Genomic DNA, 17,605 nt, shown 5'->3' with positions numbered 1-17,605 from the left:
TCAGCCGGGTCCGGGCAGGAACTCACCCCTGTAGTAGGTCAACGGCCGGCGCGGGTCCTCCACCACCCGACACCCCAGCACCGCCCCGATCAGCAGGCTGTGATCACCGGCCTCCACCAGCTGCTCGGTCCGGCACTCGAACCACGCCAGCGCCCCCTGCAGCAGCGGTGAGCCGGTCAGCTCCGACTGCTCGACCGGCAACCCGTCGAACTGGCGGTCGCGGTCGCGACCGCGGTCGGCGAACCACCTGGCGATCGCCTGCTGGTCCGCGGCCAGCACCGAGACCGCCCACCGACCCGCGCGCACCACCGGATCGTGAAAGCGCCCCGCCCGGGCCACCGACACCATCACCAGCGGCGGGGTCAGCGACAGCGAGGTGAACGAGTTCGCGGTCATCGCGTGCTGCTGGCCACCGTCCTGGGCGGTGATCACCGTGACACCGGTCGCGAAGGTGGCCATCGCCTGGCGCATCCGCCCACCATCCGCGCCGACCAGATCGTCCCGCGGCTCGGCGGGCCACCGCTCCTGACCCGACCGCTGCTCCTGACCCGGCAGACCCTCAGTCACGGGCGAGCCCGGCGAACACGTCGTCCGCCCCGTGCGGCGGGGCCTCGCCTCCGGCGTACACGAACCATTCGGTCGCCCACGCCTGCGGGAACAGGTCGGCCATCGCGAAGAAGGGGCTGTCGAAGGAGATCTGGGTGGCGTGGGCCCGGAACGCGGCCAACTTGTTCGGCACCAGTTCGGGGTCCTGCACGGTGATCGCGATCTGGTCGTCGGGGCGCACCATCGGCGGCATCGGGCCCTCCGGGTCCATCCCTCCCCACGCCTCGGTGTCACCGGCGGCGCGCAGCTGGCGCAGCCCCTCGCGCAGCCAGGTCTCGCTCATCGTCGACCACAGGATCCGCCGGATCCGCCAAGGCTCCCCGAGATCAGGACGGTACGCCCCCACCGCGGCCAGCTGGGCGGCGTACATCGCGACCCGGTGGGCCTGGATGTGATCCGGGTGCCCATAGTTGCCGTAGTCGTCGTAGGTGATCAGCACGTGCGGTCGGCGGTCACGGATCACCGGCACCAGGTCGGTCGCCGCCTCCCGCAGATCGGCGCGCCAGAAGCAGTCGTCGTGCAGCACGTCCGCCGGCAGCACGCGACCGTTCTCGTCGGTGGTCATCCCCGAGTCGCGGTATTTCCCGTCCCCGCCCAGGCGCAGGTGATCCTGCACGCCGAGCTCGGCCAGGGCCGCGGACAGCTCACCGATCCGATACTCCCCCAGGCCGCCGTCGCGATCGGCGGCCAGGTGCTTCAGTTCGTCCACCACGATCTCGCCCTCTTCACCGAGGGTGCAGGTGACCAGCGTCACCGCGGCGCCGTCGCGGGCGGCCCGGGCCATGGTGATTCCGGTCGTGGTCACCTCGTCATCGGGGTGCGCGTGCACCAGCAGCAGCCGGTACGGGTTGGCGGTCGAGGGGGGGTCGTGGAGTTTGGCGTCGGTCACGGGCTCCAGCCTATAGAGACGTCACTTGACCCGGACGCTGCTGAGATCGAGGGTGCCGTAGGTGGTCACCTTCACATCGCTGACCCGGTTGGACCAGGCGACGGGGTTGGTGGACACCCACAGCGGCACCGACGGCGGATCGAGGGTCAGCTGCTCCTCGGCCTGGCGGTACGCGTCGTTGGCGGCCGCCTGGGAGGTGGCGCCGGCTGCGGCGCGCACCCGCTGGTCGTAGGCCACGTTGCTGTAGCGGCCGAGGTTGCTGAACGAGTCGGAGCGGAACGGGGTCAGGTAGGGCTCCGGGGAGAGGTAGGTGGCCACCCCACCGGTCAGCACCAGCCCGCCGAGCCGGCCCTGCTGCAGCTGCTTCAGCACCTGGGCCTGGTTGCCCAGCAGCCGCACCTGGCAGTCGAGTTCCAGCGCGTTCTTCAGCTGGTTGCACAGGGCGTCGGCCCACTGCTTGTTGCCGCCGTCCGCGTTCACGGTGATGAAGAACTCACCCTTGTACTCTCCCGCAGCCTCGTAGAGGTTGCGCGCCTGCACCGGGTCATAGACGCAGGTCGGGCCGCAGGCGTCGGTGCGATATCCGGGCACCAGCGGAGAGACCCAGCTGGTGGCCGGGTTACGGGTGTTGGTGAACACCTGTCGGGCCAGCGCCTCCCGGTCGACGGCCATCGAGATTGCCCGACGCAGCCGCGGCGAGGCCAGCTGCGGGTCGGTCATGTCGTAGGTGAGTTGATCGACCCGTTTGATGTCCTTCTTCGACCAACGCCCCGGCATGTCCTTGTGCCACTGCTCGTCGATCAGCTGGTCGCTGGGGATCACGTCGGTGAAGTCGAGCCGGTTGGCGACGACGTCGTTGTACGCCCGGGAGAGATCGAAATTGCGCACCGTCTCGTCGTACATCCGCAGGGTCACCCGACGGACCTGGGCCGGGTAGCGGCCGGTGTAGTTGTCGAACGCCTCCAACGCGAACTCGCTCGGCGTGCTGCTGGCGATCTTGAACGGCCCAGCACCCACCGGCAGCTTGCCGAAGGTCTCCTTGCCCTCGTCCTCGGGGAAGAACGCGTCCGGGAGCGGGGAGAACACCGGGTGGCTCACGCGTGCCGCGAAGTCGGTCAGCGGCCGGGCCGTCTTCACGGTGAAGGTGTAGTCGTCCAGCACCTTCAACCCGCTCAGCGCCGTCGGGCGGCCGTCCTTGGAACAGGGTCGCTCGGGGGCGCACGCCATCTTGTCCGCCCCTTCGATGGGACTGAAGAAGGTCTGCCCGGACATCTTGTTCGGGCCGTACGCCGCCCAGTTCCACGCCGCGACGAAGTTGCGGGCGCGGACCTCGGTCCCGTCGTGGAAGAACCGGCCGCGGGCCAGGCGTACCGTGAACGTCTGCGAATCGGTGGTGTCCACCGAATCAGCCAGGTCGGCCTCGGGCACGCCGGTCTCGGTGTTCCCGCGATAGAGCCGCGCGGTCAGGCCGTCCAGGATGCGCAGCCCGCAACTGTCCAGGGTGTCCGCCGGCAACAGCGGCCGCAGCGGCGTACAACCGCGGATCACGACCTCGCCGGAGGCCTTGGCGGTGCTCACCGGCAACTGCGGATTGGTCGGGCTGGAGGGCTGACCGGTACAGCCGGCCAGGGGCACCAACGCCACCAACCCCAGCAACAGCCGCCGCTTCATCACCCTCCTCCGATCGTCGGTCGATCTTAGCGGGCAACTGATCAGGCGAGCACATCCCGCGGGCGGGCGAAGTGACAGGCCGACTCGTGCTGGCGTACGCCGTCCTCGCGCGGCTCGAGCAGCGGCTCCTCGATCCGACACTTCTCCTCGGCCCGCCAGCATCGGGTGTGGAAGCGGCAGCCGTTGGGCGGGTTGGCCGGGCTGGGCACGTCGCCGGTGAGCACGATCTGCTGCTTCTTGTCGCGACGGGTCGGATCCGGCACCGGCACCGCCGACAGCAGCGCCTGGGTGTAGGGGTGGGTAGGGTGGGAATAGATCTGGTCCTCATCACCCAGCTCGACCATCTTGCCCAGATACATCACCCCGACCCGGTCGGAGATGTGGCGCACCACCGACAGGTCGTGGGCGATGAAGATGTACGCCAGGCCGAGCTCGTCCTGCAGCTTCTCCATCAGGTTCACCACCTGCGCCTGCACCGACACGTCCAGCGCGGACACCGGCTCGTCGCAGATCAGCACCTTCGGGTTCAGCGCGATTCCGCGGGCGATGCCGACCCGCTGACGCTGCCCACCGGAGAACTGGTGCGGATAGCGGTTGATGTGCTCGGGGTTGAGCCCGACCAGGTCCAGCAGTTCCTGCACCCGCTGGCGTCGCCCGCCCTTCGGTACCGCGTCGGGGTGGATGTCGTACGCCTCCCCGATGATGTCGCCGACGGTCTTGCGCGGGTTCAGCGAGGTGTACGGGTCCTGAAAGACGATTTGGATGTCGCGTCGCATCCGGCGCATCGCTCCGCCGGACTGGGCTTGCATGCTCAACCCGTTGAAGTGCACCTCTCCGGCGGTCGGCTCCTCGAGCCGCATCAGCAGCCGGCCGAGGGTGGACTTGCCGCAGCCGGATTCCCCAACGATGCCGAGGGTTTCGCCGGGATAGAGGTCGAAGGAGACCCCGTCGACGGCCTTGACGTGCCCGACGGTACGCCGCAGCACGCCCCGCTTGATCGGGTAGTGCTTGACCAGGCCGCGGGCCGACAGGATGGGCTCCCGGCCGCCCCCGTCGGTGGGATAGGGCTCGAAGGTCATCGAATCTCCTTGATCTCTTCGGGAGCAACGCCTGCGTGCACCTGCTCGGCGTAGTAGCAGGCGCTGGCGCGCTCCTGGCCGATCTCGATCAGCGGCGGCGGAGTGCCCCGGCGGCAGTGGTCGGTGGCGTACGCGCAGCGCGGGTTGAAGGCGCACCCCTCGGGGATGCGCAGCAGGTTGGGTGGCAACCCACCGATCGCCGAAAGCGTCTGCCCCTTCTGGTCCAGCCGCGGGATGGAATCCAGCAATCCCTTTGTGTACGGGTGTCCCGGCTTGGCGTACAGCTCGAACACGTCGGCGGTCTCGACGAGTCGGCCGGCGTACATCACCGCGATCCGATCGGCCACGTCGGCGACCACGCCGAGGTCGTGGGTGATCAGGATCAGGCCCATCTTCCGCTCCTCCTGGAGCTCCTTGAGCAGCGACATGATCTGCGCCTGCACGGTCACATCCAGTGCCGTGGTCGGCTCGTCGGCGATCAGTACCGCCGGATCGAGGGCGATCGCCATGGCGATCATGATCCGCTGTCGCATGCCACCGGAGAACTGGTGCGGGTAGGCCCGGACGCGTTCCTTGGCGGCCGGGATGTTCACCTTCTCCATCAGGCGCACCGCCTGCTGCAGAGAGTCCGTCTTGTTCATCCCACGGTGTAGCCGGAACATCTCGGCGATCTGCCAACCCACCGGGAACACCGGATTCAACGAGGACAGCGCATCCTGGAAGATCATCGAGATCTCCGGACCGCGGACGGTGCGCATCTGCTTCTCCGGCAGCTTCAGCAGATCGGTCCCGCAGTAGCGGACCTGGCCGCCGGTGATGTAGCCCGGCGGAGTGTCCAGGATCTGCATGATCGCCTGCGCGGTCACCGACTTGCCGGAGCCCGATTCGCCAAGGATGGCAAGGGTTTCGGACTCGTCGAGGGTGAAGTTCACCCCGTTGATCGCCCTGGCCACGCCATCGCGGGTGCGGAACTCCACGTGCAGGTCGGCCACCTCGAGCAGTCGGCCGTCGACCGGCTGCCACCTGTTGCGCCGCTCGTCGATCCGCTCCGCCGGCCTGCCGGAGCCCAGGGTTTCACTCTTGGACATCGTGATTCCTCTCAGCGCAGCTTCGGATCGAGGGCGTCGCGGATCGACTCGCCCAGCAGGATGAAGCCGAGCACGGTCACAGACAGGAACGCCGACGGGACGAGCAGCATGTGCGGTGCCGCGGCGATGTAGCCGATCCCGGACGCCTCGGAGATGTCCACACCCCAGGAGATCACCGGAGGTTGCAGTCCGATGCCAAGGAAGGACAGCGTCGCCTCGGTGGCGATGTAGGCGCCCAGGTTGATCGTGGCCACGACCACCGCCGGCGCGAACGCGTTCGGCAGCACGTGGCTGATGATCAGTCGCGGTGCGCCGGCGCCCAGCGCCCGCCCCGCCTGCACGTAGTCGGTCGGTTTCACCTGCAGCACCGAGGATCGCATCAACCGCGCGATGGTCGGCCAGCCCAGCACGACGATCGCCGCGACCACCTTCAGCACGACCACCATGTAGGGGGTGTTCAGCTTGTTCGGGAAGGTGTAGAGGATGATGATGCCGCCGAGCAGCAACGGGATGGCGAAGAAGATGTCGCCGATCCGGGACAGCACCACATCCAGCCAGCCGCCGAAGAATCCTGCCACGATGCCGATCAGCGAGCCCAGCACCAGCGTGCCGATGGTGGCGAGCAGACCCACCAGCACCGAGGATCGCGCCCCGTGCACGGTCCGGGCGAAGACGTCACAGCCCTGCAGGGTGTAGCCGAACAGCGCGCCGTTCTGCCCCGGCTTCTTCAGCGAGTTGTTCAGGTCGCAGTAGTAGGGGTCCACCCGGGTGAACAGGGTCGGCGCGATCGCCATCACCACGACGATCACGATCAGCAATGCCGCGATCCAGAACATCGGGCTGCGGCGCAGCTCCAACCAGGCATCCCCCCACAGCGAGCGCGCCTTGTCGGGCTTGGCGTTGGGACGATCGGCCGCGCTGGAGTGGTTGTCGGCGGGCGTCGGGTCGGTTGTCACTTGAGCCTCAGTCATGGCTGATCCTCGGGTCCAGGAATCCGTACAGCACGTCCACGATCAGGTTGGCGAGCAGGTAGATGAGCACCAGCACGGTCACCGCTCCGACCACCGAGACGCCATCCTGCTGGTCGATGGAGCGGAAGATGAAGAAGCCGATTCCATTGATGTTGAAGATGCGTTCGGTGACGATCGCGCCACCCATCAGGACGCCGAGATCGATGCCGATCTGGGTGACCACCGGAACCAGCGAGTTGCGCAGGGTGTGCACGCCGACGGTTCTGTTGCGGGACAGCCCTTTCGCCTTGGCGGTCCGCACATAGTCGGCGCGCAGGTTCTCGACCAGGGAGGTTCTGGTCAGCCGGGTGATGTAGGCGATCTGCAGACACGCCAGCACCATCGCCGGCATCACCAGCGAATAGATCAGTTCCGGCGACGCCGGCCCGTTCTGTGCTGTCACAGGGAAGAGCTGCAGCTTGAGACCGAGGGTCATCTGGAACAGACCGCCGATCACGAACACCGGCATCGAGATCAGCACCAGGGTGAGGATCGTGATCAGCAGATCGGGCAACTTGCCCTTGGTGATCCCAGCGATCACGCCGAGGGTGATCCCGATCACGATCTCCATCAGGATGGCCATGATGGCCAGGGTGAAGGTGGTCGGGAACCGCTGCGCCAACTCGGCGGACACCTGGTTCTGATAGAAGTTGACGCCCAGGTCACCCTGCAGCAGCTTTCCCAGGTACATCACATACTGGACGAGGATCGGTTTGTCGAGATTGTAGTCCTGCTTGAACTTCTCGATGTACGCCGCATCACACGGCCGCTCACCGCAGCGGCCCTCCCAGGGCTGGCCGGGCAGCGCGTAGACGAGGACGAAGAGCAGGAAGGTCGCGCCGATCAGCACCGGGATCATCTGGAGCAACCGACGCACGATGTAGGTGATCATGACGCCTCCTTTGCGCGACCGCACCGAACGTGCACGGCCCGGACGGTCAGGGGTAGGTCCTTACGCAGGTCTCGGCCCGCCGGCGGGGCCGACGGGCCGAGACCTGGTCAGGATGGGGTCACTTCAGCGTGATGGACGAGAGGTCCAGGGTGCCGAAGGGGGTCACCTTCACGTTGGTCACCTTGTTGGAGTGACCGTACGGGACGGAGGAGTACCACTTCGGAACCGTCGGCAGGTCCTTGGCCAGCATGGCCTCGGCCTCCTGGTACAGCTTGTTCGCCTGGTCCGGATCCTTGGCCGCGTCCGCCTCGACCAGCTTCTTGTCGAAGGCCGGGTTGGAGTAGTCGAAGTCATTCGAGGAGGCACCGGTCTTGTAGATCGGAGTCAGGAAGTTCTCGATCGACGGGTAGTCCATCTGCCAGCCGGAGCGGAACAGGCCCTTGAGCTCGCCGTTCTTGATCTGGTTGCGCAGGGTCTTGAAGTTCGGGGTGATCACCACGCGGCAGTCGATCCCGAGCACCGTGCGCCAGTTGTTGCAGGCGGCGTCGGCCCACTGCTTGTGGCCACCGTCACCGTTCACGCCCAGGGTCAGCGGACCGTTGTAGCCGCCGGCCTCCTGCCACAGCTGCTTGGCCTTGGCCTCGTCATACTTGCAGACGTCACCGCACTGGCCGGCCTTGGCGCCGTCCACCACGGGGGACACCCAGCCGGTCGCGGGGACGCGGGAACCGTTGAAGATGGTCTTGGTGACCAGGTCACGGTTCAGCGACATCGACAGCGCCTGACGCTTGCGGACATCCTTGAGCTGCTCGTCCTTCGGCGAGAACGCCAGCGACTGGATGACGCCGGACTCCTTCTGACCGCTGCGGCCCTGCAGGGTGGCCTTCCAGGCGTCCCCCACCAGCTGGTCGGCCGGGATGATGTCGGTGAAGTCCAGGTTGTTCGCGACGACGTCGTTGTAGGCGGCGTTGGCGTCGTTGTAGATCTTGTAGGTGACCTTGTCCACTTTGCCGGCCTTGGGGCCGGTGTAGCCGGCGTCCTTCTCCAGGATGATCGCCTGCTCGTTGTTCTGGGTCACCTTGAACGGCCCGGCGCCGACCGGCATCTTGCCGTAGGCCTCGGGGTCCTTGAAGAACGAGTCCGGCAGGGCGGCGAAGGCGGTGTAGCCGAGGCGCAGCGGCAGGTTCGACACCGGGCTGGTGGTCTTGATGGTGAAGGTGGTCTCGTCAACCACCTTCAGCCCGCTCATCTGCTCGGACTTGGCGTCGCCCTCGTCCGGGTGCACGTCGAGGTAGCCCTCGATCGGCTCCATGAAGTAGCCGGACAAGTAACCCTGCTTCTTCTGGGCGGAGAAGTTCCAGGCCTTGACGAAGTTTTCCGCCTTGACGGGGGTGCCGTCGGAGAACTTCGCGCCGGACTTCAGCTTCACGGTGAAGTTCTGGTTGTCGTCGGTCTTGATCGACTCGGCGAGGTCATTCTCGGGCTTTGCGGTGTCGGGGTTGTAGCGCACCAGCTTGGCGGTGACGGCATCCAGCACGTTTCCACCGCACACTTCGTTGGTGTTGGCCGGGATCAGCGGGTTCTGCGGCGTGCACCCACGCATCGAGATCTCACCGCCCGACTTGCCGCCTCCAGTGTTGCCACCCGTGTTGCCGCCGCCACCGCAGGCGCTGAAAGCCAGCGCGACGATGCTGGCCGAAGCTGCGGCGACCATCAGGCGAGAGCGTCCTCGCATGAATTCGTCCCCTAGATCGGGGGGCGCCCGTTATGCGGACGCCTGGGAAGTGCCCCGCGCGATCACGCGGGCGCACCGAACTTGCGCCTTTTCTATGGCATTCCCAGAGGCAGTGACAAGAGGCTCCCCAAAGCGCAACCCATTTGTGACCTCGGGGTAACAGAACGGTCCGTCACATGTGAAATTCTTCACAAAACAAGGACTTCTGTCGCTACGGCTTCACGTCGAACTCACGCCCGCAGGGTCAGCCCACCGGGGCGAACCGTTCCAGCGACGTGACAGCTCGCCGCAACTGATCGGTGGCCTCCATCAGGGGACGGCGCAGCCGTGGGTCGAGATCGGCGGAGGCCAGTGTCCCTTCGGCCAGGTCGAGGGTTTCCCGCGTGGTGGCCGAGGCCGGGAACGCCTGCAGGGCGAGTCGCGACAGCGACCAGCCGCGCCGGAACGCCGCGGTCGAGTTGATGCCGGTGAAGAACCGGCGCACGAACGGCTCGGTCAACTGGGCCTGTTCTGGCGCGAAGAAGCCTTCGGCCACGGCGTACAACTCATAGGCGCTGAGCTCGGAGGGGTGCATCAGCAGCCGGAACGCCTCCTCCTTGGAGCTCAGGTCGGCCAGGCTCGCCAGGGCCCGCGCCCGGTGCACCCGACCGGACGCCGAGCGGTCCAGGGCGTATGCCTCCCCCACCGCCTCCCGAGCCCGACCGAGTGCCGCCGGCCCGACCGCCAGCGTTGCCAGGCGCCAGACCGCGGACCACCTCAGTTCGGCGTCCAGCTCCTGGCCGAGTGGCAGGCTCACACCGGAAAGCCAACCCTCCAACAGTTCCACGTCGTCGGTGCAGCGCAGCAACCCCCGCCAGGCGGCCAGCTGACGATCCGAACCGTGCTCGGCGGCCTCCAACAGCTGATGGCCCAGCACGGCCAGGCGGCGCAACCGGCCGGGGCGGTCGGCCGGGGCCGCATAGGGTCCGGCCAGGACGCCGTGCGCCCAGGTCAGCACAGCCGTCACCACCACCTCGTCCGGCTCGTCCAGCAGCTGCTCGCAGACCACCCGCAGCGCCACCGCAGGATCCAGTTCGGCATTGCGCACCTGGTCGCGGATGCTGTTCCACAGCACCACCCGGACCGACGAGTCGGCGATCCGGGCCAGCGGCGGCCACTGTTCGACCGGAGCCGAGGGGCGGATCCGCGCCCAGGTGGAATCCCCCGCATCGGGCACCCAGAAGCCCGCGGGCAAGGTGGGCCGCGCCGGCCGGTCCCCCACCTGGATCTCCGACCGCCCGCGCTCCGAAGCGTCGCTCGCCAGGCTGACCACCTCGATGACGTGCCGCCGCTCGAGCGGCGCCCCCGGCCGACGGCGGAGCTGCCACGTCTCGGGATCGCCGTCGGCGTCCACGGCCAGGGTGTCCATGCCACTGGTCGCCAGCCAGGCCGCGGACCAGTCGGCCAGCTCCGCCGCGCCGGCGCCCGACCAGGCGGCCATCAGGTCACCCAGGGTTGCGTTGCGGTGTTCAAATTCCGCGAAATAGCTGCGCAGGCCGGTGAGAAACACCTCGGGCGTCATGCTGACCAGGAGCTGCTTCAGCACCCCCGCACCTTTGGCGTACGAGATTCCGTCGAACTGCGCGAGCGCCTGCTGGGTGTCGTACGCCCCGTTTCCGGCCACCGGGTGGGTGGCCGGCCCCTGGTCGGCGATCGCCCCCCAGTCCTTGCGCTGGATGCCGAACTCGACCCACAGCGGATAGTCGGTGAAGTCGCTGCACACCCAGTGCGCCATCAACTCCGCGAAGGACTCGTTCAGCCACAGGTCGTCCCACCAGCTCATGGTGACCAGGTCGCCGAACCACTGATGGGCCAGCTCGTGCACGATCGTGCCGGCCCTGTGAGCCCGTTCGGCAGCCGTCACGGAGCCGCGGAACAGGTACTGATCGCGCAGGGTGACGCAACCCGGATTCTCCATCGCGCCGGCGTTGAAGTCGGGTACGAACACCTGGTGATAGTCGCCAAAGGCGTACCGTCGTTGGAAAAGCTCGTGATAGGCGTCGAACGCCCGGCAGGTCACCCGGAGGATGTCCGCCGACTCCCGCTCCAGCGCCTCGGCAAGGGAGCGGCGCGCGTGCAGACCCAGGGCGATCCCGTCGTGCTCGGCCCGCACCGAGGCGTACGGTCCGGCGACCAGGGTGACGAAATAGGACGCCAGTGGGGGCGTCTGTCGCATCTGCCAGTGACCGGGCTCTGTCTCGGCGAAGCGACCGTTGCCGAGGGCCGTCCAGCCCTCGGGGGTGCGCACGCGCATCGTGTAGGGGCACTTCAGGTCGGGCTGGTCGAAGCTGGCGAACCAGCGCGGACCGGCATCCAGGAAGCTCATCGCATAGAGGTACGCCTCATCATCGGCCGGGTCGAGGTGGCGGTGCAGGCCCTCGCCGTCGTTGCTGTACGCCATCTCGCCGACCACTTCGAGGGTGTTCTGCGGGGCCAGTCCGGGCAGCGGCAATCGGTACTCGGACAGGGATTCCACCGGCAGCGGGTGACCGTTGAGGGTGGCCGAGAGAAGCCTTGCGGGGGCGAACTCGACGAACGTGTCGGCGCCCGGTTCGGCACAGCCGAACTCGATCCGCGTGGTGCTGTGGAACGTGGGAGACAGGGGGTCGGTCAGATCCAGTTCAACCGCACTGCGCTGCACGGTGAGCAGCGCGGCCCGGGCGAGGGCCTCGGCGTGGGTGAGTGCCGGCATGCTCGCACGCTATACCCGCCTCGCCCGGGTGACCGGGGTGGGGCGAGCGAGCCGATCGTCGTTTCATAGGGTGGTGTCATGAGATTCGGTGTATTCATTCCGCAGGGGTGGCGCTTCGACCTGGTCGGCATCGAGCCGGCCCAGCACTGGTCGGTGATGAAGTCCCTGGCCCAACGGGCAGATGCCGAGCAGGGGTGGGAGAGCATCTGGGTCTATGACCACTTCCACACCACCCCGACCCCGAGCGAGGAGGCGACCCACGAGGCGTGGACGCTGATGGCCGGCTTCGGCGCGGTGACCGATCGGGTACGCCTGGGCCAGATGTGCACCTGCATGGCATACCGGAACCCCGCCTATCTGGCGAAGATGGCCGCGACCTGCGACCACATCAGCGGCGGCCGGATCGAGATGGGAATCGGCGGCGGCTGGTACGAGCACGAGTGGCGCGCCTACGGCTACGGCTTCCCGCGGGCCGGCGTACGCCTGAAGATGCTCGACGAGGGCGTACAGATCTTCAAGCAGGCTTGGGAAACCGGCACTGCCACGTTGGACGGGGAGCACTACCAGGTGGACGGGGCGATCGTGCAGCCGCGACCGGTGCAGGAGCCCAGGATCCCGCTGTGGATCGCCGGTGGCGGTGAGAAGGTGACCCTGAAGATCGCCGCGAAATACGCCGACTACACCAACTTCGACGGTACGCCGGAGGGCTTCGTCCGCAAGTCGGAGTTGCTGGCCGAACACTGCAGGTCCGTCGGCACCGACTTCGACCGGATCACCCGCTCCTCGAACTACAACGTGCTGATCGGCCGCGACGAGAAGGAGGTCGCCGAGCGCCGCGCCGCCTACGTCGACCGGGTCAAGGGCCACCTGAGCGAGGAGCAGCTCGCCGGCCAGCTCCGCGCCTTCGACGGCATGCCGGGTGTCGGCACCCCCGAGCAGATCGTGGAGAACCTGCGCGCGATGAAGTCCAAGGGCATGACGTACGCCATCACCTACTTCCCCGAGGCGGCCTACGACCCCTCGGGGATGGACCTGTTCGCCAAGGAAGTCATCCCGGCCCTCCAGGACTGACCCCCTCCCCGCCCACCAGCACCACCGGAGGCGGTGCTGGGCGTCGCTCTGAAAATGATCGGGCATCCGATCGGTTCATCGGGCGGGGCAATTGGTCATCGGGCGGCCGAAATTGCCTGACAATTTTGCCCGCCCGGTGTCGATTTGCCCCGCCCGATGAGAGATTCGGATGCCCGATCAAATTCCTGGCACTGTCAGTCAGCCCATGGGGGACGCCTTCAGGCTGCTCGCTTGCCCAGGCGAAGGGCGCGGGAAAGGAACTCGGCGAACCCCTTGCGGTCATCCAGGTCTTTCCAGATCCACCGAATCACCCACGGTCCTTGGCGCCGGATCGCTTCCTCCCGCTGCTTCTCGAGGAGCACGACGTCGGCGATGGTCTGGCCAGGCTTGAGATCCCTGCCATATTTCACCTTTCCGTCGAACTCGCCGACCACGTTGCACTCCGGCCACCAGAAGTCGGATCGCGCGACGAACTCCCCCTTCGGCGTGAGGATCTTGTGCTGCAGGATCGGCGCCGGAAGTCCCAGCTCGTGCATCAGCCACCGGGAGTGTGACTCACCCACGGACTCGCTGAGTCCATCAGCGAACCGGATCAGCCGGCGGGCCTGCACATTGCCCGCGTTGCGCCGAGAGTCGGTCAACTCCAACAGCAGTTCCTGACCGGCACCAAGCCGCAGGGCGTGATCGAGCAACGCCACGGCATGGACCGGTGGTAGCACCCGGGCCAGATCCACCGCGGTCTGGGCCAGCGAAGTCATCGGACCGTGTTCCCCGACCACGACCTCCTCCTGCGGCAGCTGGGCCCGGTGCAGGTGCACGCTGCCGCTGACCCGCCCGCTGTGTCCTGGCCTGGTGACGTGCACCGCACCGATCAGACGAGGGGGTAGCGGGAGTCCGTGCATCAGAGCAGCCGACTGATGACTCAGCACTGCGCCATCCCCGAAGCCGGGCATCGTGGCAGCCACCTTCGCCAGATGCTGTTCGATGCCATCCGCATCACCACCCGCCAGCGCTTCGATCCGCCGATAGACGCCATGCCGGACGCGGATCAGTTGGCCGGATCGCACCTGCGCGCGGATCTCGTGATGGCGTACCCCTTCGGCGAGCAACTCGCGGGTTCTGATCAGCATGAGACCAGTCCAGCAAGTCCGGGCGGGCCATGGTGTTGTCCGTTGCCAGTTATCCACAGCCAAAATTTGGAGGCCAACCATCTGCGGGGGGCCTCCCAGTGCACGCCGGGGCGTCCGCCCGAAAGTGATCGGGCATCCGATCGGTTCATCGGGCGGGGCAATTGGTCATCGGGCAGCCGAAATTGCCTGACAATTTCGGCCGCCCGATGTCGATTTGCCCCGCCCGATGGAATATTCGGATGCCCGATCAAATTCCGCGATGCCCGGGGCCCGGGTCAGCGAGCACCGGGTCAGCGAGCACCGGGTCAGCGAGCACCGGGTCAGCGCAGGGACACGGTCACTCGGTGAGGGCGCGGTCCCGTTGCTCGGGCATGGTGAGGGCGGCGACGGCGCCGATGGCGAAGGCGGCAGCGAAGGTGGCGAAGACGAGCCAGTTGGAGCCGCCGGCGGCCTTGATCAGCACCGGCACCAGCATCGGGGCGATGATCGAGGCGATCCGGCCGAAGCCGGCGGCGGCGCCGGTGGCCGAGGCGCGCACCCCGGTCGGATAGAGCTCCGGGCCGACGGCGTACAACGCCCCCCAGGCGCCGAGGTTGAAGAACGACAGCGCACACCCGGCGGCGATCAGCGTGGCCGGGGTGTGGGCGAGTCCGAACAGGCCAGCGGCCACCGCTGAGCCGATCAGGAAGGTGGCCAGCGTGGGCCGGCGCCCCCAGCGCTCGATCAGGAATGCAGCGGCCGCATAGCCGGGCAGCTGGGCGAGGGTGATGATCAGCGTGTACTCGAAGGATTTCACGAGACCGAAGCCCTGATTCACCAGCAACGTCGGCAGCCAGATGAACGCTCCGTAGTAGGACAGGTTGATGCAGAACCAGACGATCCACAGGGCTGCGGTACGCCCGCGCAGCCCCGCCGACCAGATGGACAGCGGGCTCGCCACCGGCTGCGGAGCGACATCCGGGGACGGCACCGCGGCCACCCCGGCGGCCGACTCGAACGTCCGAACAGCCCGCTCGGCCTCCTGATCACGGCCCCGCTTTTCCAGGTACCGAACGGATTCCGGCAGCCCGAAGCGGACCACTGCGGCGTACAACGTGGGCACCAGGCCGACCGCCAACGCCCACCGCCAACCGTTCGCCACGTTGGGGATGAGCAGATAACCGATCAGTGCGGCGAGGATCCAGCCGACAGCCCAGAACGCCTCCAGCGCCACCACGATCCGACCGCGGATGTGCCGCGGAGCATATTCACTGACCAGGGTCGAGGCGACCGGCAGCTCGGCGCCCAGCCCCAGCCCGACCAGGAAACGCAGCGCCATCAGCACCGCCACCGACCCGGCCAGCGCCGAGGCGCCCGTCGCCACCCCGTACACCAGCAGGGTCAGCGCGAACACCTGGCGACGGCCGAGCCGGTCGGCCAAGAGCCCGCCCAGGGTGGCACCGAGGGCCATCCCGACGAAACCGATCGAGCCGATCCAACCGAGGGTGGTCGGGTCGAGCTTCCACTCCTTGGCGAGGGCGGCCATCACGAAGGAGATCAGCCCGACGTCCATCGCATCCAGCGCCCACCCGATCCCGGATCCGGTGAGCAGCTTGCCGTGCGCCCGGGTGAACGGCAGCCGATCCAGCCGTTCGGCCCGGGTCAGGGTGGTCTGGCCAGAATCGATCGTCATGCCGCGCTCCTAGGGCAACCTGCACAATGGTGCGGTCAACCTACCGCGCGGCGCCCACCGATTCGCGCGCAGCGCGCAGCTGGTGCAGGGCACCGGCGAGTTCCTCGACCTGGTCGAGCACGCCGGACAGCTCACCGGCACGACGATCGGCCGGCTCGAAACCGTCCGGGCCGAACTCGGTGAACAGCGACAGCGACACCTGGTTGCGTACCGCGATCAGCCGCAGGTTGGCGGCGATCACGCGCCACTGCTCAATGGCGCGTACGCCGCCGTCTGCGCCGTAGCCGACCAGGCCGAGCGCCTTGTCGCCCCACTCCGGGCCGAGCACGTCGACCGCGTTCTTCAGCGCCGCGGGGACGCCGTGGTTGTACTCGGGGGTGACGAACACATAACCGTCGAACTCGTCGATCTTCTGGCTCCAGGCTCGGGTCTCCGCCCGCTCGTACTGCCGGTTGGCCATCCCCGGGACGGTGGGCTCGGCGAGCAGCGACAGGTTGTAGTCGGCGAGGTCGACCAACTCATAGTCGGCTCCGGTACGCCCGGCGGCCTGGTCGGCGACCCAGGGACCGACCGACTCGCCGCTGCGGCCGGGGCGGGTGCTGCCGATGATGATGCCGATCTTCATGTCCACTCCTCAGTCGTGATTGAAAGCTCAAACAAGCGGTCAACAGGGCCGGCCCGAGGCGGTATTCCGAGCAACCACCGTGACCCCACCTCACAGCGGAACGCTCGGTTGGCGTACGCCTGCGCGAGCCTCTATCGTGACCACGTTCTCTCAGCACTTTCTCAGGAGCATCAGGTGACGTCACCGGCCAGGCGAGCAGCGGGGCCTGCCCCCCACTCCCCCGTCCGCGAACCCCGCAACCCCGAACACGCCCCGGCCAACGCACGGCGCGCCTGGCGGGAGGAGACCGAAGCCGCAACCGGCCCGCGCCGCGCCGCCGAACCGCCGACCGACCCCACCCCGCGTCGAGCGGCCGCCGCAATCCCGGCCTCTCGGCCGGGCGTACGCCCGTGGCGGACCGGGCTGCTCGCCGGCAGCCTCGCTCTGGTGGTGACCGCCACGGCGGCCGCCGCCCCGGACGCGCTGAGCAGTCTGACCCCTGCCGACCGGCCAGCCGTGCAGGAGCGCGCGGCAGCGCTGCCGCTGGCCACCCCCCAAGCCGCGGCGCCGGACGACCAGCCGGTCGGCGACCGCCCCGATCGCGGCGCCACCCGTCCGCCCGTGCCGGCTGCCGTGCCGCCGGCGGCTGTCCCGCCGCCCCCGGCACCCGCCGTCGTGGCTCCGCCGGTGCCCAGGGTGGCCGGGATCCCGAACCCGTGCCCGATCGACCTGCCGATCACCGACGCCATGAGTGCGGCCACCATTACCGATCGCGCGGAGAAGCGGTGGGGACTGACGCTGACCGGCTCGCAGTGGCGCAGCAGCGAATACCGCCCCGTGGTGAAGCTGTTCGCCGAGACCCTGGACGCGGTCGACTGCACCGACTATCTGGCCCGGGTCAAGGCCGGCAACGGCGGCCGGCTCGAGATCAACTCCGGCTCCACCCGGTCCTGGGCCTGGGGCGACTATGGGCTGACCCGGCCCAACGTGCTCACCCTTGACTTCAGCAAGTTCAAACAGGGGTACGCCGAGGGTGACCGCGGGCGGCTGGTCCGGTTGATCATCCACGAGATGGCGCACTCGCTGAACACCGACCGGGACGCCTCCCCGGCGTACTGGAACCGTTTCCAGGGGGTGTGGGCGGGCAACGGCCCGGTCAGCCACTATGGCAGCACCCCGACCGAGAGCTTCGCCGATGCGGTCGGCTACTACGTGGCGCGTTGCGCCGCGGACAATCCGTACGCCACCACCAGGCACCGCGACTACTACGAATACGTGAAGGCCAACATCTTCGGCGGTCGCGAATTCGGCACCGCGGTGGGCACCCGGCAGAGTTGCGACGGCGAAGGTCGCTGAACCGAACCGCGCCCCGGGCCCGGTGAGCCCGATCCGATACGCTGCGCAATGGACAAGACCTGTAACCGGCA

Annotated in this window: 14 protein-coding genes; 2 read left to right on the top strand and 12 right to left on the bottom strand. The window is 67.9% G+C overall.

Annotation, left to right across the window (positions count from 1 at the left end):
• The 9 genes from CGZ93_RS07825 to pepN form a co-directional block, all read right to left on the bottom strand.
• Window positions 1-567, bottom strand: coding sequence for a flavin reductase family protein (locus tag CGZ93_RS07825; RefSeq protein ID WP_229117292.1), 567 nt, complete (start codon window positions 565-567; stop codon window positions 1-3).
• The gene (gene mshB / locus CGZ93_RS07820) at window positions 560-1,495 is read right to left on the bottom strand and encodes an N-acetyl-1-D-myo-inositol-2-amino-2-deoxy-alpha-D-glucopyranoside deacetylase (protein WP_094363588.1); all 936 of its coding nucleotides are present in this window, start codon (window positions 1,493-1,495) and stop codon (window positions 560-562) included. Before mshB ends, CGZ93_RS07825 begins: the two co-directional genes overlap by 8 nt.
• A 21-nt stretch (window positions 1,496-1,516) precedes the next feature.
• Window positions 1,517-3,166: a peptide ABC transporter substrate-binding protein gene (locus tag CGZ93_RS07815; protein WP_094363587.1), complete on the bottom strand. Its 1,650-nt coding sequence runs from the start codon at window positions 3,164-3,166 to the stop codon at window positions 1,517-1,519.
• Between the two features lie 41 nt (window positions 3,167-3,207).
• On the bottom strand, window positions 3,208-4,245 hold the full coding sequence (locus CGZ93_RS07810; protein WP_094363586.1) for an ABC transporter ATP-binding protein: 1,038 nt from the start codon (window positions 4,243-4,245) through the stop codon (window positions 3,208-3,210).
• Complete coding sequence (locus CGZ93_RS07805; RefSeq protein ID WP_094363585.1) at window positions 4,242-5,333, bottom strand: ABC transporter ATP-binding protein; 1,092 nt, start codon at window positions 5,331-5,333, stop codon at window positions 4,242-4,244. Before CGZ93_RS07805 ends, CGZ93_RS07810 begins: the two co-directional genes overlap by 4 nt.
• Window positions 5,334-5,344: 11 nt before the next feature.
• A complete protein-coding gene (locus tag CGZ93_RS07800; protein ID WP_094363584.1) occupies window positions 5,345-6,304 on the bottom strand; it encodes an ABC transporter permease in 960 nt (319 codons plus the stop codon).
• On the bottom strand, window positions 6,297-7,235 hold the full coding sequence (locus CGZ93_RS07795; RefSeq protein WP_094363583.1) for an ABC transporter permease: 939 nt from the start codon (window positions 7,233-7,235) through the stop codon (window positions 6,297-6,299). The genes CGZ93_RS07800 and CGZ93_RS07795 overlap by 8 nt, the downstream gene beginning before the upstream one ends.
• A gap of 118 nt (window positions 7,236-7,353) precedes the next feature.
• Window positions 7,354-8,970 carry a peptide ABC transporter substrate-binding protein gene (locus CGZ93_RS07790; RefSeq protein ID WP_094363582.1) on the bottom strand — a complete coding sequence of 539 codons (1,617 nt, stop codon included), beginning with the start codon at window positions 8,968-8,970 and terminating at the stop codon, window positions 7,354-7,356.
• Window positions 8,971-9,214: 244 nt separating this feature from the next.
• Window positions 9,215-11,701, bottom strand: coding sequence for an aminopeptidase N (gene pepN / locus CGZ93_RS07785; protein ID WP_094363581.1), 2,487 nt, complete (start codon window positions 11,699-11,701; stop codon window positions 9,215-9,217).
• A 78-nt stretch (window positions 11,702-11,779) separates the two neighbouring features.
• Between pepN and CGZ93_RS07780 the strand changes: the two genes are divergently transcribed.
• Window positions 11,780-12,772, top strand: a complete 993-nt coding sequence (locus CGZ93_RS07780; protein WP_094363580.1) for an LLM class F420-dependent oxidoreductase — start codon at window positions 11,780-11,782, stop codon at window positions 12,770-12,772.
• A gap of 218 nt (window positions 12,773-12,990) precedes the next feature.
• Here CGZ93_RS07780 and CGZ93_RS07775 read toward each other — a convergent pair whose 3' ends face one another.
• The 3 genes from CGZ93_RS07775 to CGZ93_RS07765 all read right to left on the bottom strand — a co-directional run bounded on the left by CGZ93_RS07775 (window position 12,991) and on the right by CGZ93_RS07765 (window position 16,199).
• The gene (locus CGZ93_RS07775) at window positions 12,991-13,902 is read right to left on the bottom strand and encodes a type IV toxin-antitoxin system AbiEi family antitoxin domain-containing protein (protein ID WP_094363579.1); all 912 of its coding nucleotides are present in this window, start codon (window positions 13,900-13,902) and stop codon (window positions 12,991-12,993) included.
• 337 nt (window positions 13,903-14,239) lie between these two features.
• Window positions 14,240-15,574 (bottom strand): MFS transporter, encoded by a 1,335-nt coding sequence (locus CGZ93_RS07770; RefSeq protein WP_094363578.1) that lies wholly within the window; start codon window positions 15,572-15,574, stop codon window positions 14,240-14,242.
• A gap of 40 nt (window positions 15,575-15,614) precedes the next feature.
• Window positions 15,615-16,199, bottom strand: a complete 585-nt coding sequence (locus CGZ93_RS07765) for an NADPH-dependent FMN reductase (protein WP_094363577.1) — start codon at window positions 16,197-16,199, stop codon at window positions 15,615-15,617.
• 174 nt (window positions 16,200-16,373) lie between these two features.
• Here CGZ93_RS07765 and CGZ93_RS07760 point away from each other — a divergent pair, with 174 nt between their 5' ends.
• Entirely contained in the window at window positions 16,374-17,534 is a 1,161-nt protein-coding gene (locus CGZ93_RS07760) for a hypothetical protein (protein WP_141211132.1), read from the top strand.
• Window positions 17,535-17,605: the final 71 nt, after the last annotated feature.

The sequence above is a fragment of the Enemella dayhoffiae genome (assembly GCF_002250625.1).
GTDB lineage: Bacteria > Actinomycetota > Actinomycetes > Propionibacteriales > Propionibacteriaceae > Enemella > Enemella dayhoffiae.
Note: the sequence above shows the minus strand (reverse complement) of the source record. Positions and strands in the feature narration are given on the sequence as shown.